Source organism: Streptomyces sp. OZ13, from assembly GCF_052068155.1.
Classification (GTDB): Bacteria; Actinomycetota; Actinomycetes; order Streptomycetales; family Streptomycetaceae; genus Streptomyces.
Map to the genome: position 1 here is coordinate 124,109 of NZ_JBQHCZ010000010.1, position 22,329 is coordinate 146,437.

The 22,329-nt window shown below is 70.6% G+C and carries 21 protein-coding genes; 2 read left to right on the forward strand and 19 right to left on the reverse strand.

The genetic code is table 11. The features are described from left to right. Positions 1–170: 170 nt before the first annotated feature. Positions 171–1,433 (reverse strand): histidine--tRNA ligase, encoded by a 1,263-nt coding sequence (gene hisS / locus ACTMTU_RS22455; RefSeq protein ID WP_441265296.1) that lies wholly within the window; start codon positions 1,431–1,433, stop codon positions 171–173. A 13-nt stretch (positions 1,434–1,446) separates the two neighbouring features. Continuing rightward, positions 1,447–2,157: an MBL fold metallo-hydrolase gene (locus ACTMTU_RS22460; RefSeq protein WP_005319802.1), complete on the reverse strand. Its 711-nt coding sequence runs from the start codon at positions 2,155–2,157 to the stop codon at positions 1,447–1,449. A 192-nt stretch (positions 2,158–2,349) separates the two neighbouring features. Here ACTMTU_RS22460 and ACTMTU_RS22465 point away from each other — a divergent pair, with 192 nt between their 5' ends. Both ACTMTU_RS22465 and ACTMTU_RS22470 read left to right on the forward strand, forming a co-directional pair. After that, a complete protein-coding gene (locus tag ACTMTU_RS22465; protein ID WP_441265297.1) occupies positions 2,350–3,132 on the forward strand; it encodes a peptidylprolyl isomerase in 783 nt (260 codons plus the stop codon). 174 nt (positions 3,133–3,306) lie between these two features. Next, positions 3,307–4,536: a DUF349 domain-containing protein gene (locus ACTMTU_RS22470; RefSeq protein ID WP_441265298.1), complete on the forward strand. Its 1,230-nt coding sequence runs from the start codon at positions 3,307–3,309 to the stop codon at positions 4,534–4,536. 132 nt (positions 4,537–4,668) lie between these two features. On the opposite strand, the gene ACTMTU_RS22475 is transcribed toward ACTMTU_RS22470, so the two are convergent. From ACTMTU_RS22475 to pgsA, 17 genes are all read right to left on the reverse strand, one after another. Continuing rightward, positions 4,669–5,835: a caspase, EACC1-associated type gene (locus ACTMTU_RS22475; protein WP_441265299.1), complete on the reverse strand. Its 1,167-nt coding sequence runs from the start codon at positions 5,833–5,835 to the stop codon at positions 4,669–4,671. After that, positions 5,813–6,115, reverse strand: a complete 303-nt coding sequence (locus ACTMTU_RS22480; RefSeq protein WP_441265300.1) for an effector-associated constant component EACC1 — start codon at positions 6,113–6,115, stop codon at positions 5,813–5,815. The genes ACTMTU_RS22475 and ACTMTU_RS22480 overlap by 23 nt, the downstream gene beginning before the upstream one ends. Before the next feature lie 45 nt (positions 6,116–6,160). Beyond that, a complete protein-coding gene (locus ACTMTU_RS22485; RefSeq protein ID WP_364594456.1) occupies positions 6,161–8,521 on the reverse strand; it encodes a RelA/SpoT family protein in 2,361 nt (786 codons plus the stop codon). Between the two features lie 314 nt (positions 8,522–8,835). Continuing rightward, complete coding sequence (locus tag ACTMTU_RS22490) at positions 8,836–9,378, reverse strand: adenine phosphoribosyltransferase (protein WP_441265301.1); 543 nt, start codon at positions 9,376–9,378, stop codon at positions 8,836–8,838. Next, complete coding sequence (secF, locus tag ACTMTU_RS22495; protein WP_441265302.1) at positions 9,378–10,478, reverse strand: protein translocase subunit SecF; 1,101 nt, start codon at positions 10,476–10,478, stop codon at positions 9,378–9,380. The genes ACTMTU_RS22490 and secF overlap by 1 nt, the downstream gene beginning before the upstream one ends. A gap of 1 nt (position 10,479) precedes the next feature. Beyond that, on the reverse strand, positions 10,480–12,261 hold the full coding sequence (secD, locus tag ACTMTU_RS22500; RefSeq protein WP_441265303.1) for a protein translocase subunit SecD: 1,782 nt from the start codon (positions 12,259–12,261) through the stop codon (positions 10,480–10,482). Between the two features lie 152 nt (positions 12,262–12,413). Continuing rightward, complete coding sequence (gene yajC, locus ACTMTU_RS22505) at positions 12,414–12,890, reverse strand: preprotein translocase subunit YajC (RefSeq protein ID WP_441265304.1); 477 nt, start codon at positions 12,888–12,890, stop codon at positions 12,414–12,416. 162 nt (positions 12,891–13,052) lie between these two features. Then, entirely contained in the window at positions 13,053–14,123 is a 1,071-nt protein-coding gene (gene ruvB, locus ACTMTU_RS22510; protein ID WP_441265305.1) for a Holliday junction branch migration DNA helicase RuvB, read from the reverse strand. A gap of 61 nt (positions 14,124–14,184) precedes the next feature. Next, on the reverse strand, positions 14,185–14,793 hold the full coding sequence (gene ruvA / locus ACTMTU_RS22515) for a Holliday junction branch migration protein RuvA (protein ID WP_441265306.1): 609 nt from the start codon (positions 14,791–14,793) through the stop codon (positions 14,185–14,187). Next, positions 14,790–15,332: a crossover junction endodeoxyribonuclease RuvC gene (ruvC, locus tag ACTMTU_RS22520; protein WP_441265307.1), complete on the reverse strand. Its 543-nt coding sequence runs from the start codon at positions 15,330–15,332 to the stop codon at positions 14,790–14,792. Before ruvC ends, ruvA begins: the two co-directional genes overlap by 4 nt. Before the next feature lie 117 nt (positions 15,333–15,449). Next, complete coding sequence (locus tag ACTMTU_RS22525; protein WP_005319764.1) at positions 15,450–16,202, reverse strand: YebC/PmpR family DNA-binding transcriptional regulator; 753 nt, start codon at positions 16,200–16,202, stop codon at positions 15,450–15,452. Between the two features lie 62 nt (positions 16,203–16,264). Further along, on the reverse strand, positions 16,265–16,855 hold the full coding sequence (gene pdxT, locus ACTMTU_RS22530) for a pyridoxal 5'-phosphate synthase glutaminase subunit PdxT (protein WP_441265308.1): 591 nt from the start codon (positions 16,853–16,855) through the stop codon (positions 16,265–16,267). Next, positions 16,855–17,772 (reverse strand): pyridoxal 5'-phosphate synthase lyase subunit PdxS, encoded by a 918-nt coding sequence (gene pdxS, locus ACTMTU_RS22535; protein WP_189473589.1) that lies wholly within the window; start codon positions 17,770–17,772, stop codon positions 16,855–16,857. The genes pdxT and pdxS overlap by 1 nt, the downstream gene beginning before the upstream one ends. A 104-nt stretch (positions 17,773–17,876) precedes the next feature. Then, positions 17,877–18,371, reverse strand: a complete 495-nt coding sequence (locus ACTMTU_RS22540) for a hypothetical protein (RefSeq protein ID WP_441265416.1) — start codon at positions 18,369–18,371, stop codon at positions 17,877–17,879. Positions 18,372–19,512: 1,141 nt separating this feature from the next. After that, positions 19,513–20,676, reverse strand: a complete 1,164-nt coding sequence (locus ACTMTU_RS22545) for a glycosyltransferase family 4 protein (RefSeq protein WP_441265309.1) — start codon at positions 20,674–20,676, stop codon at positions 19,513–19,515. Then, a complete protein-coding gene (locus ACTMTU_RS22550; RefSeq protein ID WP_441265417.1) occupies positions 20,673–21,569 on the reverse strand; it encodes a phosphatidylinositol mannoside acyltransferase in 897 nt (298 codons plus the stop codon). The genes ACTMTU_RS22545 and ACTMTU_RS22550 overlap by 4 nt, the downstream gene beginning before the upstream one ends. Continuing rightward, on the reverse strand, positions 21,569–22,234 hold the full coding sequence (gene pgsA, locus ACTMTU_RS22555; RefSeq protein ID WP_441265310.1) for a phosphatidylinositol phosphate synthase: 666 nt from the start codon (positions 22,232–22,234) through the stop codon (positions 21,569–21,571). Before pgsA ends, ACTMTU_RS22550 begins: the two co-directional genes overlap by 1 nt. Positions 22,235–22,329 lie beyond the last annotated feature (95 nt).

The window sequence follows — 22,329 nt, forward strand, 5'->3', positions numbered from 1 at the left end:
GCTGTTGGGCACGGCCATTCTGCCGCACCGGTACGGATCTTCTCCGTTCGATCCGGATAAGGAAGATCCGCTCCGGCCGGCCCGCCGGGCCCGTAACAGAGCGGGGGCCCGGGGCAGTTGTCCGCCCCGGGCCCCCGCGACCGCCGTTGCCGGCCGGACCGCGCGGCGTCTCAGCCGAGCCGGCCGCGCAGCCGGGTGAGGACCTCGTCGACCGGCACCGGCTCCTGCTCGCCCGACTCCATGTCCTTGAGCTGGACCACGCCGTCGGCGAGATCACGCTCACCGGCGACGATCGCGTACCGGGCCCCGCTGCGGTTGGCGTTCTTCATCGCGCCCTTGAGGCCCTTCCCGCCGTACGAGAAGTCGGCCGCGACGCCCGCCCTGCGCAGCTCGGTCACCACGCCGAACAGGACGCGCCTCGCCTCGTCGCCCAACGGCACCGCGTACACGCTGGTGGCCGCCGGGATGTCGAGCTCGACGCCCTCCGCCTCCAGCGCCAGCACGGTGCGGTCCACGCCGAGGGCCCAGCCGACGGACGGCAGCGCGGGGCCGCCGATCATCTCGGACAGCCCGTCGTAGCGGCCTCCGCCGCCCACCGCGGACTGCGAGCCGAGACCGTCGTGGACGAACTCGAAGGTGGTGCGGGTGTAGTAGTCGAGACCGCGCACCAGCTTCTCGTCGTCCTCGAAGGCGACACCGGCCGCGGTGATCAGCGCCCGGACCTCCTCGTGGTACGCCTTGCACGCGTCGCACAGGTAGTCGCGCAGCATGGGCGCGCCGACCAGCTGCTTCTGCACCGCGTCGCGCTTGTCGTCGAGGACCCGAAGCGGGTTGATCTCGATACGGCGGCGGGTGTCCTCGTCGAGGTCGAGGTCGCGCAGGAAGGTCTGGAGCGCCTCGCGGTAGACCGGGCGGCACTCCTTGTCGCCGAGCGAGTTGAGCAGGATCCGGAAGTTGCGCAGACCGAGCGAGCGGTACGCCTGGTCGGCCAGAATGATCAGCTCGGCGTCCAGCGCCGGGTCCTCGGCGCCGATCGCCTCGGCGCCCACCTGGGAGAAGTGCCGGTAACGGCCGGCCTGCGGGCGCTCGTAGCGGTAGTACGAGCCCGAGTACCAGAGCTTGACGGGCAGGTTGCCCGCCTTGTGCAGGTTGGCCTCCAGCGCCGCGCGCAGCACCGACGCCGTGCCCTCGGGCCGCAGGGCCAGCTTGTCGCCGCCCTTGGTCTCGAAGGCGTACATCTCCTTGGTCACGATGTCGGTGGACTCGCCGACGCCGCGCGCGAACAGCTCGACGTTCTCGAAGCCGGGCGTCTCGATGTAGCCGTAGCCCGAGTTCTTCAGCGGAGTGGAGATCGCGTCGCGCACCGCGAGGTACGTCGCGGACCGCGGCGGGATCAGGTCGTACGTGCCCTTGGGGGCCTGGAAGGTATTCACCTGTGGAGTCTCGTCACATTCCTCGTCGGGGAGCGGGCCGACCGCTCCCGAGGCCGGCGGCCACTTCCCGCAGATACGGGTTGGTGGCGCGCTCGCGGCCGATGGTCGTCTGGGGGCCGTGGCCGGACAGCACCACGGTCGAGTCGTCGAGGGGCAGGCACACCCGTGCCAGCGACTCGAGCATCTCGTCCATGTCGCCGCCGGGCAGGTCCGTGCGTCCGATGGAGCCGGCGAACAGCAGGTCGCCCGAGAAGAAGACGGACGGGACGTCCGCCGACTCGGGCATCTTGAAGGTCACCGACCCCTTGGTATGGCCGGGCGCATGCGAGACGGAGAAATCGAGGCCGGCCAGGCTGAGCGCGGCGCCGTCGGTGAGCTCCTTGACGTCGTCGGGCTCCCCGACGGTGAGTTCGCCCATGAGTGGCATCCCGATGGAGCGGCCGAGCGCCTTCTCCGGGTCGCTCATCATGTAGCGGTCCTCGGGGTGGATCCAGGCCGGGACGTCATGGGCGCCGCAGACGGGGACGACGGAGGCGACATGGTCGATGTGCCCATGGGTGAGGACGACGGCGACGGGCTTGAGCCGATGCTTCTTCAGCGCTTCCTCGACGCCTTCGGTGGCCTGGTGGCCCGGGTCGATGATCACGCACTCCTCGCCTGCGGCGGGGGCGACCAGATAGCAGTTGGTCCCCCAGGCCCCGGCGGGGAACCCGGCAATAAGCACGATCGTCCTCAGTTCGGTCGTCGTCGGTCGGCCGCTGCGTGGTTTGCAGTGGATTGCAGCAGATCAGAGCCTACCGGCGCTGCTCATCACACAGCCAACCCGTATACGGTACGGGCAAGCCCGGCGGTCGGCCTCATCCGACGTACGCGCCTTGAACGACCTTCGACCCACGAGTTACAAGGAGAAGACCCGGTGGTCAGCAGCGATCAGCGACGGCGGCAGCTCGCCAGGGAGAAGTTCGAGCGCCAGCAGCAGCGCAGGGAGCAGGCGCGGAAGAAGGCCAAGGTCCGCAACTCCGTGATCGCGGCGGCACTCGCCGTGGTGCTCGCGGGCGGCGGCGCCGTCTATGCGCTGGGCCTCACCGGGGAGGACAAGAAGGACGACGCCGCGCCGCTCGATCCCCCGCCGAGCGCCTCCCCTTCCGAGAGCAGCACGCCGGCACCGGCGATGGCGATCGACAAGAAGGCCAAGTACTCGTTCCGGCTGAAGACCGACCAGGGTGACATCGCGATCGCGATGGATGCCGCGAAGACGCCGCACACGGTGAACTCGTTCAAGTCGCTGGCGGACAAGGGCTACTTCGACGGTACGAAGTGTCACCGTCTGACCACGGAGAACATCTTCGTGCTGCAGTGCGGCGACCCGAAGGGCGACGGCACCGGCGGTCCTGGCTACACGATCCCCGACGAGAACCTCGACGCGCTCGGCAAGGCAGGCGCCGACGGCACGGTCACGTTCCCGGCGGGCACGGTCGCGATGGCGAACACCAGCCAGCCCGACTCGGGCGGCAGCCAGTTCTTCCTCGTCTACAAGGACACCAAACTGCCGCCCACCTACACGCCGTTCGGCACCATGGACGGGAAGAGCCTGAAGGCCGTCCAGGACGTGGCGAAGGCCGGAGTCGAGGGCGGCGGCGCGGACGGTCCGCCGAAGAAGGCCGTGACCATCGAGAAGGCCACCGTCCCGAAGGCGTAGCCGGGCAATTTCGGCCGCGCTGAGTGCGGACAGCCGGGCGGCCGGTCGCCTAGATTGGGCGTTGTACGGCGCGTGCTGGACGCGCGCCGTGGAGGGCGGGCGAGGCCCGTCCGGGAAACTGTGGACGATGCCCGGGGGAGGAACCCCTCGTCGGCATCAGGTTGAGGAGGCGCTGTGAGCAGCGACCCGTGGGGCCGCGTCGACGAGACGGGCACCGTGTACGTGCGTACTGCCGAGGGCGAGCAGGTCGTCGGATCGTGGCAGGCCGGGACTCCAGAGGAGGCTCTGGCCTACTTCGAGCGCAAGTACGAGGGCCTGGTGGTCGAGATCGGCCTCCTCGAGCGGCGCGTGAAGACCACCGACCTGTCGGCCAAGGACGCCCAGGCCGCCATCGACCATCTGCGTCAGCAGGTGGACGAGCACCACGCGGTGGGCGACCTCCAGGCACTCCGGGTGCGGCTCGACGCACTCGTGGCGACGGTCGAGAAGCGCCGTGAGGAGCGAAAGGCACAGCGGGCGAAGCAGACCGACGAGGCGCGCAAGGCCAAGGAGGCCCTGGTCGCCGAGGCGGAGGAGCTGGCCCAGAGCGAGCAGTGGCGGTCGGCGGGCGAGCGGCTGCGTGCGCTGGTGGACACCTGGAAGGGCCTGCCCCGGCTCGACCGGAAGTCCGACGACGAACTGTGGCACCGGTTCTCGCACGCGCGCTCCGCGTTCTCCAAGCGCCGCAAGGCGCACTTCGCGTCGCTGGACGCGCAGCGCGAGGAGGCCCGCAGGACGAAGGAGAAGCTGGTCGCGGAGGCCGAGGCGCTCTCCGGTTCCACGGACTGGGGTGTCACCGCGGCCCGGTACCGGGACCTGATGGCGCAGTGGAAGGCCGCCGGCCGCGCCCAGCGCGAAGCCGAGGACGATCTTTGGAACCGCTTCCGCGGCGCCCAGGACGTGTTCTTCGCTGCCCGCAGCGGCGTCTTCGCCGAGCGGGACGCCGAGCAGGCGGAGAACCTCAAGCTCAAGGAGGAGCTCGCGGCCGAGGCGGAGAAGCTGGTGCCGGTGACCGACCTGAAGGCCGCCCGTGCCGCCTTCCGTTCGATCAACGAGCGCTGGGAGGCCATCGGTCATGTGCCGCGGGACGCCCGTCCCAAGGTCGAGGGCCGGATGCACGCGGTGGAGCGGGCCCTGCAGGAGTCCGAGGAGAACGAGTGGCGCCGGACGAACCCGGAGGCGCGTGCGCGTGCCGAGGGTCTGACGGGCCAGCTCCAGGCGGCCGTCGACAAGCTGCGCGGCCAGATCGACGCGGCCCGCGCCTCGGGCAACAACGCTCGGGCCGACAAGCTCGCGAAGGAGCTCGAGGGCCGTCAGGCGCTGCTGGACCAGGCGCTGAAGGGTCTGCACGAGTTCGGGGGCTGAGGCACTCTGCCCTGGTGAAAGCGGCCCGGAACGTGACGGCGTTCCGGGCCGCTTCCGTCTGCCGTGCCGGCTGTTGCGTGCTCGGTCGCCCGCCGCCGGGTCGGTCCCCGGCCCGGGCGTGTGACGGACGGTCTACGGTGCGGCCGCCCCGCCCGCGGCGGACGAGGCCGGCCTGTCGTGGAGGCTGTCGAGCGCATGCCGGAGCACTTCGCACGCCTGGCTGTGGTTGCCCGCGGTCTGGAGCAGATCGGCCAGGCGCCGGCACACGAGAAGCGCCTCGGGCCCGAAACGCTTGCGCGTACGGTGAAAGGCCGTCTCGAGCACCTCGATGGCCTGCTTGTCCTGTCCGGTCTCGGTGAGCAGCTCCGCCGGTTCGAGGTGCACGGTGATGGCGTCGCCGTCGGCGTCAGGCGTGCTCGTCTGCTGGATCATCCGCAGCACCGGCAGGGCGTCCCTGCTGCGCCCGACCGACGTGAGCAGCCGTGCCAGCTGCAGGCCGGAGGAAATCATCGCCCCTTGGACCTCGGCGTCGATGACAGGTCCCGCAGGAGTGGTGCGGGACGCCTTGGCGCGGTTGCGGACCATGGGCAGGCGCCCGACGTCGTTCTCCTGGCTGCGCTGCGGCCGTGGCCGATTACGTGAACCGAGGCGGGCGTCGACCGCCCGGTAGAGCGTTTCGAGATCGAGCATCTCGGGAGCGTCGGGGAGGCCCTCGTTCAGGACATGCAGCAGTTCACCGGTGAAGGCGGTGTGGCGCTCTCCCTCCGGGGCCAGCGCCACATGGTCCTTCGGCGACGCGGTCAGTACGTAGGCTCCCTGGATCCCCGCCTGCGCCGCCAGTGCGTTGGGGCTGCTGAGCGTGCGCGCCGCACGGCCGCTGAAGCAGCAGTCGAGGACGACCACCTTGCGCCGGGCCGGTGACGCGAGGATCGCGGTCCGCAAATGCCGATATTCGACAGCTGTGTAGCCGGAGCCTTCCCTCGAGCCGACAAGCGCGAGATACAAGTCGGCCGACTCCGAATCACGCAGCCCATGACCGCAGTAGTAGACCAGCAAGGTGTCCTGCGCCCGCTCCCCTGCCGCGTAGACGGGGTCGAGCAGTCCGGCCGGTGTCTCGGGCTCGGCCACGGTGAAGGTGTGGGCGCCGGGCAGTCCCCACACCGTCGAGTCCTTGAGCGCGGACGCGAGGTCCTCGAGATTCGTCGTGACGGCGGAGAGCTGCGGCAGGTGCAGGTACGAGGAGGTCCCGATGAGGACCGCCGCCGACGCCGACGGGTCAGGCAGTCCCGCGGTCGTCACCCTGCTGCCCTCCGTGCGCCTGTTCCCGCAGCAGCTCGGCGATCGCCAGTGCCGTCGCGGCGTCGCCGGACCGCACGTCGATCTCTACGTCACCGTGCCGGATCGTGACCGCCGGGGCGGCGCGCCGAGCGGCTCTCCACTGGCTGACCGCCACGGCGAGTTGTGCGGCGGAAAGACCTCCGGCCACCGTGAGGGAGATGAGGTCGAGGACCACCCCCATGTGGTCCGCCCGGGCAGGCGCGGATCCGACGAGCCGTCCGTGCACGTGCGGCCCAGGCACGCCGAAGGGCCGGTTCCGACGGAACCGGCCCTTGTCGTCCGCGACCTACGGCCGCCGCGCCGAGGTCACACGGTAGACGTCGTAGACGCCCTCCACGCCACGAACCGCCTTCAGGACGTGACCCAGGTGCTTGGGGTCGCCCATCTCGAAGGTGAAGCGCGAGGTGGCCACCCGGTCGCGTGAGGTCTGCACGGCCGCGGAGAGGATGTTGACGTGCTGGTCGGAGAGGACCCGGGTCACGTCGGACAGCAGACGGGACCGGTCGAGTGCCTCGACCTGGATTGCGACGAGGAACACCGACGACTGGGTGGGGGCCCATTCGACGTCGAGGATCCGTTCGGGCTGTTGCGAGAGCGAGTCGACGTTGACGCAGTCCGCGCGGTGCACGGACACGCCGCTGCCGCGGGTGACGAACCCGATGATCGGGTCGCCCGGCACCGGTGTGCAACAGCGCGCCAGTTTCACCCACACGTCCTCGACGCCCTTGACCACCACGCCCGGGTCCGCGCTCTTGCGGCGCTTGCTGCGGCCGTGGGACGGCGGGGTGGACTCGGCGAGGTCCTCGCTGGCGGCCTCCTCGCCGCCGAGGGCCTGCACCAGCTTCTGCACGACGCCCTGCGCGGCCACATGGCCTTCACCGATCGCCGCGTACAGCGACGAGATGTCGGGGTAGCGCATCTCGTGGGCGAGGGTGACCAGGGAGTCGCCGGTGAGGATCCGCTGGATCGGCAGGTTCTGCTTGCGCATGGCGCGCGCGATGGCGTCCTTGCCCTGCTCGATGGCCTCGTCGCGGCGCTCCTTGGAGAACCAGGCGCGGATCTTGTTGCGCGCCCTCGGCGACTTGACGAAGCCCAGCCAGTCACGGGACGGGCCGGCGCCCTCGGCCTTGGAGGTGAAGACCTCCACCAGGTCGCCGTTGTCGAGGGTCGACTCGAGCGGCACGAGACGCCCGTTGACCCGCGCCCCTATGGTGCGGTGACCGACCTCGGTGTGCACCGCGTAGGCGAAGTCGACCGGGGTGGCGCCCGCGGGCAGCGCTATGACGTCGCCCTTGGGCGTGAAGACGAAGACCTCGTTGCGGGAGAGGTCGAAGCGCAGCGACTCGAGGAACTCGCCGGGGTCCTCGGTCTCCTTCTGCCAGTCGAGCAGCTGCCGCAGCCACGCCATGTCGTTGACGGTGTCCTGGCCGGCCGTGCCCTTGCCTGCCTTGGGGACGTCGGTGCGGATCTTGGAGGCGCCGGCGACGGTCTCCTGCTTGTACTTCCAGTGCGCGGCGATGCCGTACTCGGCGCGGCGGTGCATGTCGAAGGTGCGGATCTGCAGCTCGACCGGCTTGCCGTTCGGCCCGATGACCGTCGTGTGCAGCGACTGGTACATGTTGAACTTGGGCATCGCGATGTAGTCCTTGAACCGCCCCGGAACCGGGTTCCAGCGGGCGTGGACGGTGCCCAGTGCCGCGTAGCAGTCGCGGACCGTGTCGACGAGGACGCGGATGCCCACCAGGTCGTAGATCTCCGCGAAGTCCCGGCCGCGGACGATCATCTTCTGGTAGACGCTGTAGTAGTGCTTGGGCCTGCCGGTCACGGTGGCCTTGATGCGGGCGGCGCGCAGATCGGACTGGACCTCGTCGGTCACTATGGCGAGGTACTCGTCACGCTTTGGCGCCCGCTCGGCGACGAGACGGACGATCTCGTCGTACATCTTGGGGTAGAGGATCGCGAAGGCGAGGTCCTCGAGCTCCCACTTGATGGTGTTCATGCCCAGGCGGTGGGCCAGGGGCGCGTAGATCTCGAGCGTCTCGCGGGCCTTCTTCTCCTGCTTCTCCCGCTTGAGATAGCGCATGGTGCGCATGTTGTGCAGCCGGTCGGCGAGCTTGATGACCAGGACGCGCGGGTCCTTGGCCATGGCGACGACCATCTTGCGCACGGTCTCGGCCTGGGCGGCCTCACCGAACTTGACCTTGTCGAGCTTGGTGACGCCGTCGACGAGCAGCGCGACCGAGTCGCCGAAGTCCCGGCGGAGCTGGTCGAGGCCGTACTCGGTGTCCTCGACCGTGTCGTGCAGAAGCCCGGCCATCAGCGTCGCCGGGTCCATGCCCAGCTCGGCGAGGATCGTGGTGACGGCCAGCGGATGCGTGATGTACGGGTCGCCACTCTTGCGCTTCTGCCCGCGGTGCCAGCGCTCGGCGACCTGGTAGGCACGCTCGATCTGGCGGAGCGTCGACGTCTCGATCTTGGGGTCGTTGCTGCGCACGATCCGCAGCAGCGGCTCGAGCACCGGGTTGTACGGGGAGGAGCGCTGCACGCCCAGGCGCGCGAGACGCGCGCGTACCCGGTTCGAGGAGCCGCCGGTGCGCGCCGTGCTCGGGGGCAACGGCTTGGGCGCCGTGACGGGGACCTGGCTCACTCGCTCGGGCGCGGCCGGCCCCGGCCTCTCCGCCCGCTTCGGCTCGGGCGTGACAGGGGATGCCGCAGCCTTGTCGGCCTTCTGGTCGGGCTGCGCGGCGGCGGGCTGGGCCTCGTCTGGCAAGAGCGCTCCTCGTGCGGGTCCGGGTCCCCCGGGTCAGGCCCGGAAAGGCCATGGTATCGACCTCTGCCGCCCCGATCGCGCGGGGAGGGGAGGCTGCTCACAACGCGAGACGGGCACCCGGTTGTTCCCGGGTGCCCGCCTCGGCGGGTGAGCGCTCCTGGCTGTCGGTGAATCCGCAGCTCAAAGGCGCGTCAGATGGTGATCAGGGCCTCCAGCGGGGCGCCGGCGAGCGCCGGCTCGAGCCGGGCCCTGCCGCCGAGGAATCCCAGCTCCATCAGGACCGCGACGCCTGCGACCTCGGCTCCGGCCCGGCGGATCAGCTCGAGGGACGCCTCCGCGGTGCCGCCGGTGGCGAGGACGTCGTCGATGACCATGACGCGGTCACCCGCGCTGAGGTCCTCGGCGTGCACCTCGATCTCGGCGGTGCCGTACTCCAGCTCGTAAACCTGGGAGAGCGTCGCCCCGGGGAGCTTGCCCGCCTTGCGGACCGGGATGAATCCCATGCCGGCGCGGACGGCGACCGGCGCGGCCAGGATGAAGCCGCGGGCCTCCAGGCCCACGATCTTCGTCGCGCCGTGCCGGACGCAGAACTCGGTGAACGCCTCGGTCAGCGCCGTGAAGGCGACCGGGTCCGCGAGCAGCGGCGTGATGTCCTTGAACATCACGCCCGGCTTCGGATAGTCGGCGACGTCACGGATGCGGCTGAGCAGCAGCTCCTGGGTGCTGAGCGTCATCAGCGCCTGCCCGAGGGACGGCCGCGGCCACGGCCGCGGGGTCCGACGACCGCGCCGGCGGGCGCCGCGCCGTCCGGCACCGCGTCGTCCGGCGCCTCGCCCTGCTGGTCCTCGCCGGTTTCGCCCCTGGCCTCCGCGGCCGCGCGCTTGGCGAGCACCCGCTTCTTCAGGGCCTTCATCTGCGGGTCGCGTTCCTTGAGGTCGGCGACGAGCGGAGTGGCGATGAAGATCGAGGAGTAGGCACCGGCCGCGAGGCCGACGAACAGCGACAGCGAGATGTCGTTGAGCATGCCGGCGCCGAGGAAGCCGCCGCCGATGAACAGCAGGCCGGCGACCGGCAGCAGCGCGACGACCGTGGTGTTGATGGAACGCACCAGGGTGCTGTTGATGCTGCGGTTGGCGATCTCGCTGTAGGTGAAGCGGGTCTGCTTGGTGATGTCCTTCTGGCCTTCCTTGAGGCTGTCGAAGACGACCACCGTGTCGTACAGCGAGTAACCGAGGATGGTCAGCAGACCGATGACCGTACCGACGGTGACCTCGAACCCGACGAGCGAGTAGATGCCGACCGTGATGGTGATGTCGTGGATCAGCGCGACCAGGGCCGCCACGGCCATCCGCCACTCGAAGGCGATGGCCAGGTAGATCACGACCAGGAGCATGAAGACGCCGAGGCCGGTCCAGGCCTTGTTGGCGATCTGCTCACCCCAGCTGGGGCCGACGAGGTCGGCGTTGATGCTGGCGGCCTCGATGTTCAGGGCCTTGGCGAGCTCCGCCTGGACGCGGTCGGCCTCGGCCGTGTCCACGCCGCTGATCTGGATCCGCAGACCGCCGGTGCCCAGCTCCTGGACGATCGGGATGTGGTCGGAGATCTCCTCGGCCACTTCCGTGGCCTGGCTGACGCTCACGTCCGCCTTCGGGGTCGTGAAGACGGCTCCGCCCTTGAACTCGATGCCCATGTTGAGGCCCTGGACGGCGAGGGCGACGATCGCGGTGATCGTGATCAGGATGGAGACGCCGTACCAGACCTTGCGCTTGCCGACGAAGTCGTAACCGACCTCGCCCTGGTAGAGCCTGGCGCCGAGATTGCCGAGTCGCGACATCTCACGCCTCCTTCGGTTCGGTCGTCGGGGCGGTGGTACGGCGCGAACGGCGCAGCGGCGGCTTGGCGCCGAGCCGCTTCGGGTCGAGTCCGGACCACGGGTGGCCGCTGGCGAAGAACTTCCGGCGGGCCATGAGCGTCATCACCGGCTTGGTGAAGAAGAAGACCACGACCACGTCGAGCAGGGTGGTCAGACCCAGCGTGAACGCGAAGCCCTGGACCTTTCCGACGGTGACGACGAACAGCACCGCGGCGGCGAGGAACGACACGAAGTCGGAGACCAGGACGGTGCGACGGGCGCGCGGCCAGGCGCGCTCGACGGCGGGCCGCAGGGTGCGTCCTTCCCGGATCTCGTCACGGATGCGTTCGAAGTAGACGATGAACGAGTCGGCGGTGATACCGATGGCGACGATGGCGCCGCAGACGGCCGGCAGGTTCAGCGCGAAGCCGATGGCGGGGCCGAGCAGCGTCATGATCGTGTACGTGAGGATCGCGGAGACGCCGAGACTGAGCAGAGCGATCAGCGACAGGCCGCGGTAGTAGACGACCAGGTAGATGACGACCAGGGCGAGACCGATCGCACCGGCGATCAGACCGGCCTTGAGCTGCTCGCCGCCGAGTGCGGCCGTGACGGTGGTGACGCTGTCCTCTTCGAAGGACAGCGGCAGCGCGCCGTAGGACAGGATGTTGCCCAGGTTCTGGGCGGAGTCCTGGTCGAAGTTGCCGGTGATCTCGGCGCTGGCGCTCAGGGTCTGGTTGACCTGCGGGGCCGAGACCACTTCACCGTCGAGGACGATGGCGAACTGGTTCATCGGGGGCTGCTGCTGCGAGAGCCGGCTGGTGATCGTCTGGAACTTCTTGGCACCGGCCTCGGTGAAGTCCATCGTGACGATCCACATGCCGCGCTGCTGGTCGAGCTGGCCCTTGGCGTCGTCGACGTCCTTGCCGTTCACCTCGGCGGGACCGAGGATGTACTTCTCCCACTGGCCGGCGCTGTTCTTGCCACAGGCGACGGTCGGCTCGGTCGGCTTGACGTTGTCGCCGAGCGTGCCGCGGGCCTTGTCGTCGGTGCAGTCCAACGTGGTGAACTGCTTCTCCAGCGCCGCGGTGGCCGGGTCGGCCGACGGCGTCGGCACCGGGCTCTCACCGGGCTTGGGGCTCTCGGACGCCTTGGGCGATCCGGACCCCGACGGGCTGGGGGTGGCGGCCGGGGCCTTGAGGCCCTCGGTGACCGCGCGGCCCTGGGTGGTGGCACTGGGCGACGGCGTGCCGGACGGGGAACCGGACGGCGGGGTGGCCGTCTCCTTGTCCTTGTCGTCCTTGGCCGCACCGCCGGCCGAGGCGCTCGGCGAGGGCTCCGGGGCGGCCGGGCCGCCGGCGGCGACCGTCAGAACGGGCCGGAAGAACAGCTGGGCGGTCGTACCGACCTGCTCACGGGCCTGCTCGGAGTTCGTGCCCTTGGGGATGTTCACAATGATGTGACTGTTGCCCTGGGTCTGAACCTCGGCCTCGGAGACGCCGAGACCGTTGACACGGCGCTCGATGATGCCGACCGCGGTGTTCATGTTGGTCTCGTTGACCGCGTTCTCCTGGCCAGGCTGGTTCTTGGCCTCGAGCGTGATGGTCGTACCGCCCGCCAGATCGATGCCCAGACGCGGCGTGAGCTGACCGGCCCAGAACATCCCGCCCGTGAGCGCGACCATGGCGATCAGGATCAGAGCCAGGGCACGCCCCGGCTTGCCCTGAGCCCCCGCGGGCCTTCGGCCCCTGTTCGGTGCTGCCACCTTCTCGTTTCTCCCTGTCCAACCGCCCACGGCGCAGGGTGTGCGCCCGGGGCGGCCACGAAGTGTTGTGGGGGCCTGCCCCCGCGATCAGTCGGCACGCCCGGGGGACCGCACTGGCGCCTGCCGGCGCCGCCGCGGTCCCCGAATCGTGGCTACTTCGCGTCGGCCTCGCCGTCGGCCTTGCCGTCCTTCGGCTCGGCGCCGTCCTTCTCGGCCGTCTCGCCGTCCTCGGTCTTCTCGGTCTTCTTGCCGAGGTCGAGCTTGGCGTCGTCCGCGGGCTGGTCCGCGTCGTCGGCGGTCAGCGAGGAGGCGTCGTCGGGAACGACGTCGGTGTCGGCCGAAGGGTCGTCGCCGTGGACGATGCGGTTGTACTCCTCGTCGGAGAGCACGGCACCGATCGCGTTCTTCGCGAACACCAGGTGGACGCCGGGAGCGGCTTCGAGGAGGACCGTGTCGTCATTGACCTCCTTGACGGTGGCGTAGAGGCCACCGATGGTCCGCACGCCGGTTCCGGGCTGCATCTGGTCGCGCATGTTGGCGGCCGCCTGCTGCTTCTTCTTGGCGGAGCGGGTCATCAGGAACATGGCCCCGATGAGCACGATGAAAGGGAGGAGGGTCAAGATATCCACGGGGGAATTCCTTCGCATGACCGCGCTGTGTGAGCGGCCGATCTACGGGGGTGGGCACGCCGACCTGTACGGGCGGCATCGGCGGAGTCTAAGCGAGTCCGCATCGATGGAACAACGCCCAGCATCCCACCGTGGTTCCTGGGCGTGCGAGTCTCCTCGCCGTCACGTCCCGAACAGACCCTGTTGTCCGCTTGCGCCCTGCGCCTGCTGGGGCGGGGTCAGCCCGAGGTGTGTCCACGCCGCGGGCGTGGCCACCCGGCCACGGGGAGTACGGGCCAGCAGTCCCTCCCTCACGAGGAACGGTTCTGCGACCTCCTCGACGGTCTCCCGCTCCTCCCCCACGGCCACCGCCAGCGTCGACAGGCCGACGGGCCCGCCGCCGAACAGCTTGAGCAGAGCCTGGAGCACGGCCCGGTCGAGGCGGTCCAGACCGCGGGTGTCGACCTCGTAGACCTGCAGTGCCGCGGCGGCCACCTCGCGGTCGACCCGGCCGTCGGCCTCGACCTGCGCGTAGTCGCGCACACGACGCAGCAGGCGGTTGGCGATACGGGGCGTGCCGCGGGAACGGCCGGCGATCTCCGCGGCGCCGTCGGGGTCGATCTCGACGTCGAGGAGCTGCGCGGACCGGTGGATGACGCGCTCGAGCTCGACCGGCTCGTAGAACTCCATGTGCCCGGTGAAGCCGAACCTGTCCCGGAGCGGCGGCGGCAGCAGGCCGGCCCTGGTGGTGGCCCCGACCAGGGTGAACGGCGGCAGCTCGAGCGGGATGGCGGTGGCGCCGGGACCCTTGCCGACGATGACGTCGACCCGGAAGTCCTCCATCGCCATGTACAGCATCTCCTCGGCGGGCCGGGACATCCGGTGGATCTCGTCGAGGAAGAGGACCTCACCCTCCTGGAGGGAGGAGAGGATGGCCGCCAGGTCGCCCGCGTGCTGGATGGCGGGGCCGGAGGTGATGCGGATCGGCGCGTTCATCTCGGACGCGATGATCATCGACAGGGTGGTCTTGCCGAGGCCCGGCGCGCCGGAGAGAAGGACATGGTCCGCTGTGGCCCCGCGCTGCCGGGCGGCCCGCAGGACGAGGTCCAGCTGCTGGCGGACGCGTTCCTGGCCGACGAACTCGTCGAGCGTCTTCGGCCGAAGGGCCGCCTCGACGGCACTGTCCTCGGTGTCGGCGGAGGGCGCGACCAGCCGGGCGTCCGCGGCGGTGGTGGTCTCGTCTTCCCAGTTCACGTGTGTCTGCCTTCTCGGTGGTGGGTGGGGCGGTCAGGGGAGGCGGCCCCTCTCGGACAGGTCACCGCGTCCGGCTCAGCGACTGGAGCGCCGCCCGCAGCAGCGGGCCCACCTCCGGGGCCGCCCCCATCGCCTCCGCCTGCGGCGCCACCGCGGCGACCGCCTCGTCCGCCTCCCGGGTGGCATAGCCGAGGCCGATCAGCGCGGCGTGCAGCTGGTCGCGCCACGAGTGGCTGACCGGGGCGCCGACGGCGGGGCCGGAGCCGAGCGGCTCGCCCAGCCGGTCCTTCAGCTCGAGCAGCAGCTTCTGCGCGCCCTTCTTGCCGATACCCGGCACCGCGGTGAGCGCCTTCTCGTCGCCGGTGGCGACGGCGATCCGCAGCGCGTCGGGGCTGTGCACGGCGAGCATGGCCTGCGCCAGCCTCGGTCCGACGCCGCTCGCCGTCTGCAGCAGCTCGAACACCTGACGCTCGTCGTCGTCGGCGAAGCCGTACAGCGTGAGCGAGTCCTCACGGACGACGAGCGAGGTGGCGAGCTTCGCGTCCTGACCGATCCGCAGCTCGGAGAGGGTGTTCGGGGTGCACTGGACGGCCATGCCGATGCCGCCGACCTCGATCACCGCGGTGGTCGGTGCGAGCGCGGCGACGGGGCCGCTCACGAAGGCGATCATGCGGTACGTCCTTTCGATGCGTACGTCGTGCGGTGCGCGGCGACGGCTTGCTGGAGGCGGTTCTGCGCGGGGGCGCGCCAGATGTGGCAGATGGCGAGGGCGAGGGCGTCCGCGGCGTCGGCCGGCCTGGGCGGCGCGTCGAGCCGCAGCAGCCGGGTCACCATCGCGCCGACCTGCGCCTTGTCGGCCCGGCCGCTGCCGGTGACGGCGGCCTTGACCTCGCTGGGCGTGTGGAGGGCCACCGGGATGCCGCGCCGTGACGCGCACAGCATGGCGACGGCGCTGGCCTGGGCGGTGCCCATCACCGTGCGCACATTGTGCTGGCTGAACACCCGCTCCACGGCCACGAATTCGGGCCGGTGCTCGTCGAGCCACTGCTCGATGCCCTGCTCGATGGCGACGAGCCGGGCGCCCAGCTCGGCGTCCGGCGGGGTCCGCACGACTCCGACTCCGCGCATCGTCAGCGGACGGCCCGCGACGCCTTCCACCACGCCCACGCCGCACCGGGTCAGCCCCGGGTCCACGCCCAGTACGCGCACGCGCCCCTCCCATCGTTCATCTGTTTGTGCAGGCTATCGGCTGCCACCGACAGAGCACGGACGGGCCGACGGGATCGTGTCCCGTCGGCCCGTCCGTGGGTGCCGTATGACTGTGCGTCAGGCGTCGACCTTCTCCATGACCTCGTCGGAGACGTCGAAGTTGGCGAAGACGTTCTGCACGTCGTCGCTGTCCTCGAGCGCGTCGATGAGCTTGAAGATCTTGCGCGCGCCCTCTTCGTCCAGTTCGACCTGCATGGTCGGGACGAAGTTGGCCTCGGCCGAGTCGTAGTCGATGCCGTTCTCCTGGAGGGCGGTGCGGACCGCGACCAGGTCGGTGGCCTCGCTGAGCACCTCGAACGACTCACCGAGGTCGTTGACCTCTTCCGCGCCGGCGTCGAGAACCGCTCCGAGGACGTCGTCCTCGGTCAGCTCGCCCTTGGGGACGATCACGACGCCCTTGCGGTTGAAGAGGTACGACACCGAGCCGGGGTCGGCCATGGAACCGCCGTTGCGGGTCATGGCGACACGGACGTCGGAAGCGGCACGGTTGCGGTTGTCGGTGAGGCACTCGATGAGCACCGCGACACCGTTCGGGCCGTAACCCTCGTACATGATCGTCTCGTAGTCGACGCCGCCGGCCTCGAGACCGCCGCCGCGCTTGACCGCGGAGTCGATGTTCTTGTTGGGCACGGAGCTCTTCTTCGCCTTCTGGATGGCGTCGAAGAGCGTCGGGTTGCCGTCGATGTCGGCGCCGCCGGTACGGGCCGCCACCTCGATGTTCTTGATCAGCTTCGCGAAGAGCTTGCCGCGCTTGGCATCGATCACGGCCTTCTTGTGCTTCGTCGTAGCCCATTTAGAGTGGCCGGACATCTGCCTGTCTCCTTCGCGTAACCCTTTACTGAACGAACCCCAGAGATCCTACCGGGATCCCGTCAGGCCCTATCGCGCACCATGTCCACGAAAAGCACGTGCACCCGGTGGTCGCCCGTCAGTTCGGGGTGGAAGGACGTCGCCAGCGCGTTGCCCTGGCGTACGGCGACGATGTGCCCGTCGTGCTCCGCCAGCACCTCGACCTCCGCGCCGACCGACTCGACCCAGGGGGCGCGGATGAAGACGCCCTCGACCGGGTCGCCCTCCACTCCCTTGATCGCGACAGCCGCCTCGAAGGACTCGTTCTGCCGCCCGAAGGCGTTACGGCGGACGATCATGTCGATGCCGCCGAACGTCTCCTGACCCGAGCGCGGGTCGAGGATCTTGTCCGCGAGCATGATCAGACCGGCGCAGGTCCCGTACACGGGCATGCCCGCACGCAGCCGCTCGCGCAGCGGCTCCATCAGACCGAACAGCACGGCCAGCTTGGAGATGGTGGTGGACTCGCCGCCCGGGATCACCAGGGCGTCGATCTCCGCCAGTTCCTCGGGGCGCCGGACCGGCCTGGCCACGGCGTCGGCCGCGGCCAGGGCGATCAGGTGCTCCCGTACGTCGCCCTGGAGCGCCAGGACACCGATCACGGGAGTGGTCATCACCAGCCCCGGTTGGCGTAGCGCTCGGCCTCGGGCAGGGTGTCGCAGTTGATGCCGACCATGGCCTCGCCCAGGTTGCGGGACGCGTCGGCGATGATCTTCGGGTCGTCGTAGAAGGTGGTGGCCTTCACGATGGCCGCGGCGCGCTTGGCCGGGTCGCCCGACTTGAAGATGCCCGAGCCGACGAAGACGCCCTCGGCGCCGAGCTGGCGCATCAGCGCGGCATCCGCGGGGGTGGCCACACCGCCGGCGGAGAACAGCACGACCGGCAGCTTGCCCAGCTCGGAGACCTCCTTGACCAGCTCGTACGGGGCGCGGAGCTCCTTGGCGGCGGCGTACAGCTCGTTGTTGTCGAAGCCGCGCAGCTTGGCGATCTCGTTCTTGATCTGGCGCAGGTGGCGGACGGCCTCGACGACATTGCCGGTGCCGGCCTCGCCCTTGGAGCGGATCATGGCCGCGCCCTCCGCGATGCGGCGCAGGGCCTCACCGAGGTTGGTGGCGCCGCACACGAACGGCGTGGTGAACGCCCACTTGTCGCTGTGGTTGACCTCGTCGGCCGGGGTCAGCACCTCGGACTCGTCGATGTAGTCGACGCCGAGCGACTGGAGGACCTGGGCCTCGACGAAGTGGCCGATACGGGACTTGGCCATCACCGGGATGGAGACCGCGTCGATGATCTCCTCGATCATGTTCGGGTCGGACATCCGGGCCACGCCGCCGTCCTTGCGGATGTCGGCGGGCACACGCTCGAGGGCCATGACGGCGACGGCGCCGGCGTCCTCGGCGATCTTCGCCTGCTCGGCGTTGACCACGTCCATGATCACGCCGCCCTTGAGCTGCTCGGCCATGCCGCGCTTGACGCGAGAGGTGCCGATCGCCGAAGAGTCAGCGGTCTGCGGGAGGGGGCTGGTGGACACGGGGACCTCACTCGATGACGACGTTGCGATGCGTCATCGATGGAACATCCACCGACCAGGCCACTGCAAGGGCCAATGGAAAGGCAGTGGATCGTTTTCGCCGGTCAGGTGGGCCGGTCCGCCAGCGCTGCGGGCGGTTCGTCATCCATTTCGAAGGCCAGCGGGAACGGGGCGTGGCCCGCCAGCCGGAACCAGCGGACCGTCCGGTGCCGTCGCAGCGCGCGCGCCGCACGCACGGAGTCGTTGTGGAAACGCCGCGCCATCGGCACCCGGCGCACCGCCTGCGCGAGCTCCCCGGCGGCCTCCTCACCGCCCGGCACCTGACGCACCGCCTCCACCTGCTCCTGCGCGCCGAACACGGCCCGCAGCGCGGCACTCAACTCGCTCTCGGCGACCTCACGGTGCTCCTCCTCGGCCTGACGGGCCTCGTGGGCGGCCTCGTAGAGCACGATCGACGCGGCGGGATCGAGCACGCCGGAGGTCGCGAGCTCCTGCGCGACGGAGGCCCGCCGCAGGAGTTGGGCGTCGAGCGCGGCACGGGCGGCGTCGATCCGCGCGTGCAGCCGGTCGAGCCGCCCGGCGGTCCAGCTGAGGTACATGCCGATGGCGACGAGGGCCACGACGATCCAGATCAGGGTGCTCACGGGCGGCAAGGCTACCGGGCCCTCGGCGGGCGCCCGCGCGACGCTTCCCCCTCCCCCGCCTTTTCCCGAACCGGGGCACGCCCCGGGCCCCGTGGGGCCGACCCCGTGCCCCCTCCCCGCCGGCGGAGGGACTGTGGGGCCCGAACGCCCCGCACTCCCCCTGGGCGATCCGCCCCGATACCGCTGCGCGGAACGTTTCCCCAGCCCCGCCCCTTCCCGAAACCGGGGTAAGCCCCGGACCCCAAGTGGCTGCCGCCCCTTGCCGCCTCCCGGCGAGGGATTGGTCGGTGCTGGCGCCCCCTTGCCCGGCCCGGTCGTGTACCCGGCCCTTGCCGCTGCGCGGGGCGTTTCCCCCACCCCGCCCCTTCCCGAAACCGGGGCAAGCCCCGGACCCCAAGGGGCTGCCGCCCCTTGCCTCGTCCGGAAGGGAGGAAGGTTCGGTGGGGGTTGACGCCCCCACGCCCCCAGGACGGCAGCTTCGCACCGCCAGACGCCCGACCCGCGCGCCTGGCACCAGAGACTCGGCCACCCACCGTCCCCGGGCCGAGACTCCGCCCGCACGGAACCAGACGACGACCGGCCGGAAGGGGCGGCACCGGACGTGAGGGGGGCGGGGTCGTAGGAGGGGGGTGTCCGGAAGTGAAGCGTCGCAACTCGCGCGCCGCGGTGGGGACAGCCATTCCGGGCACCCCCCTCCGGAGGCCCCGCCCCCCGCACCACCCACCCGGGCAGCTCACGCCCGCAAGGGGCGCAACGCACCCGGGGCCACACCCCGCAGGGGCGCAGCGCAACCGGACCGGGCCCGCCCCGCACGGGGCAACGCAACAGGCGCCGGGCCACGCCCCGCAGAGGGCAACACACCGCACCGGGGCCACGCCACGCAAGGGCGCAACACACCCGCACGGACCGCGCGCACCGGGACCGCCACGCTCACGACCGACCCCGGCCCGGATCCGCCCCGCAGGGGCGCAACGCACAGCCACCAAGCAACGCCCCGCACGGCCACAACACCCACCCGGCCGGAAGCCAAGCCGGCAGGGGCAATCACGAACCGGGACCGGGCCACGCCCGGGACCCCGACGCCCGCGCGGGGCGATCAGTCGCGGGCCGCCAGCCCGAAGCGTGCCCGAAGCCCCGTGCGTTCGTCCGTCGCCACCGACGCCGCCCCGTCCGTCACGGTCTCGTACACCGCGAGGATGTCCGCGCCGACGGTCGACCAGTCGAACCGCCGCACGTGCGCGCTGCCGCGCGCCCGGAGTTCCGCCCGCCCCTCGGGGTCGCGCAGCAGCGCGACCGCCGCGGCGGCCAGCGCGTCCGCGTCCTCGTTGGCGAAGAGCCGGCCGGCGGCGCCCTGGTCGAGTACCTGGGCGAACGCGTCGAGGTCGGCGGCGAGCACCGGCGCGCCCGCCGACATCGCCTCGACGAGGATGATCCCGAAGCTCTCGCCGCCGGTGTTGGGCGCCACGTACACGTCGACGCTGCGCAGCAGTCGCGCCTTGTCCTCGTCGCTGACCATGCCGAGGAACTCGACCTGGGATCGCATGGCGGCCGGCAGGGTCGCGACGGCCTCTTCCTCGTCGCCGCGTCCGGCGACCAACAGCCGTGTGCCGGGGCACTGTTCCAGGATCGTGGGGAGGGCCTTCATCAGCACCGGCAGTCCCTTGCGGGGCTCGTCGATGCGGCCGATGAAGCCGATCGTGTTCCCCTGCCATTCCTTCTTCGGCTCGGCCTTCTCGAAGAAGCCGACGTCGACGCCGTTGGGGATGACGACGGCGTCGCCGCCGAGGTGCTCGACGAGCGTCCGCCGCGCGTACTCGCTGACGGCGATGCGCGCGCTGATCTTCTCCAGCGCCGGCTGAAGGATCGGATACGCGGCGATCATTGCGCGGGAGCGCGGGTTCGAGGTGTGGAACGTGGCCACGATGGGGCCTTGGGCCGCCCAGCACGAGAGCAGCCCCAGCGAGGGTGACGCGGGCTCGTGGATGTGGATCACGTCGAAGGTGCCGTCGTGCAGCCAGCGCCGTACCCGGGCCGCGGAGAGGAAGCCGAAGTTCAGCCGTGCCACGGAGCCGTTGTACGGGACGGGCACGGCCCGCCCGGCCGAGACGACGTACGGCGGCAGCGGGGTCTCGTCGTCGGCGGGGGCGAGCACGGACACGTCGTGGCCGAGCCGGATCAGATGCTCGGCGAGGTCGCGGATGTGGAACTGCACACCGCCGGGTACGTCCCACGAGTACGGGCAGACGATGCCGATCTTCACGCCCGGCGCTCCTCGAGGTCCGCGAGCCACAGCCGTTGCAACATGTGCCAGTCCTCCGGGTGTTCGGCAATGCCGGTGGCGTAGGCATCGGCCAGCGCCTGTGTCATGGAGGACGTCTTCTCGGCGCGCGTACCTGTCTCCGGTACGTCGACGGGAGCGTGGACCCGCCCGTGCATGAAGGGCTCCTCGCCGTACCAGAGGGTCGCGGGCAGCAGCAGGGCCCCGGTCTGCTGCGCGAGCAGCGCCGGTCCGGCCGGCATGCGTGCCGTCTCGCCGAAGTACCTGACCTCGACCCCGGATGCCGACAGGTCGCGGTCGGCGACGAGGCAGACGAGGCCGCCGGCGCGCAGCCGGCGCGCGAGGGTGCCGAAGGCCGCGCCGCCCGAGTGGGGAAGGACCTCCATGCCGAGGCTCTCGCGGTAGGCGACGAACCGGTCGTACAGCGACTCGGGCCGCAGCCGTTCGGCGACGGTGGTGAAGGGCACCCCGAGGGCCCTGGTCACCCATACCCCGGCGAGGTCCCAGTTGGCCAGGTGCGGCAGGGCGAGGATCACGCCCCGTCCGGAGGCGAGGCCGTCGGTCAGGTGGTGCACGTCCTGGATCTCGACGCTGCGTGCGACGCGTTCCTTGCTCCAGGTCGGCAGACGGAACGATTCCATCCAGTAGCGCATGTACGAGCGCATGCCGGCCCTGGACAGCTCCATGAGCCGTTCGGGGGTGGCGTCGGGCACGACCCTGGCGAGGTTGGCCTCGAGCCGCAGCACGCCCTTGCCGCGCCGCTTCCAGGCGGTGTCCGCGATGGTGCGGCCGAGGCGGGCGGCCATCGGCTCCGGCATCTTCTTGACGGCGCTCCAGCCGAGCCCGTAGAGGGCGTCCGTCAGCTTGTCCCGCATCATGACGCCTCCGCCCCGCTTCCCTGCGCCGCCGCGGCGTCGGCCTCCGCCGACTCGCGCCGGACGGTCACGACCCGCTGACCGAGCGTCACGAGGCTGCCCACGGCGACGATCCACAGCGCGATCGGCAGCAGGATGTCGATACCGGGGACGCCGAAGCCGTGCAGGCCCGCGAGGCCCGCCGCGACCAGCGAGATCACGAGCCGCTCCGCCCGCTCCACGAGCCCGTTGACGGCCACCGGGAGGCCGATCGATTCTCCGCGTGCCTTGGTGTACGAGACGACCTGGCCGCTTGCGAGGCAGAAGATGGCCACCGCGCACAGCACGTTGTCGTCGCCGCTGCCGGCGTACCAGAGCGCGAAGCCGCCGAAGATCGCCCCGTCGGCGACCCGGTCCAGCGTCGAGTCGAGGAAGGCGCCCCACCTGCTCGAAATCCCCGCCTGGCGCGCCATGTTGCCGTCGACCAGGTCGGAGAAGACGAACAGCGTGATGACGATCGTGCCCCAGAAGAATTCTCCGCGGGGGAAGAAGACCAGTGCTCCCGCCATCACTCCGGCCGTGCCGATGAGAGTCACCGCGTCGGGGCTGACCCCGCGGCGGAGCAGAAACGCGGCGAACGGTGTGAGGACACGCGTGAAGAATGCACGCGCGTACTTGTTCAGCATGGCCTTCCCGAGGGTTCGGTGGGCCGCGTGGCCCCTACGGCCACCGGCTGGCCCATCGTAGCCAGGACCGTACGGGCGCAGCGCCGCGCACCCGT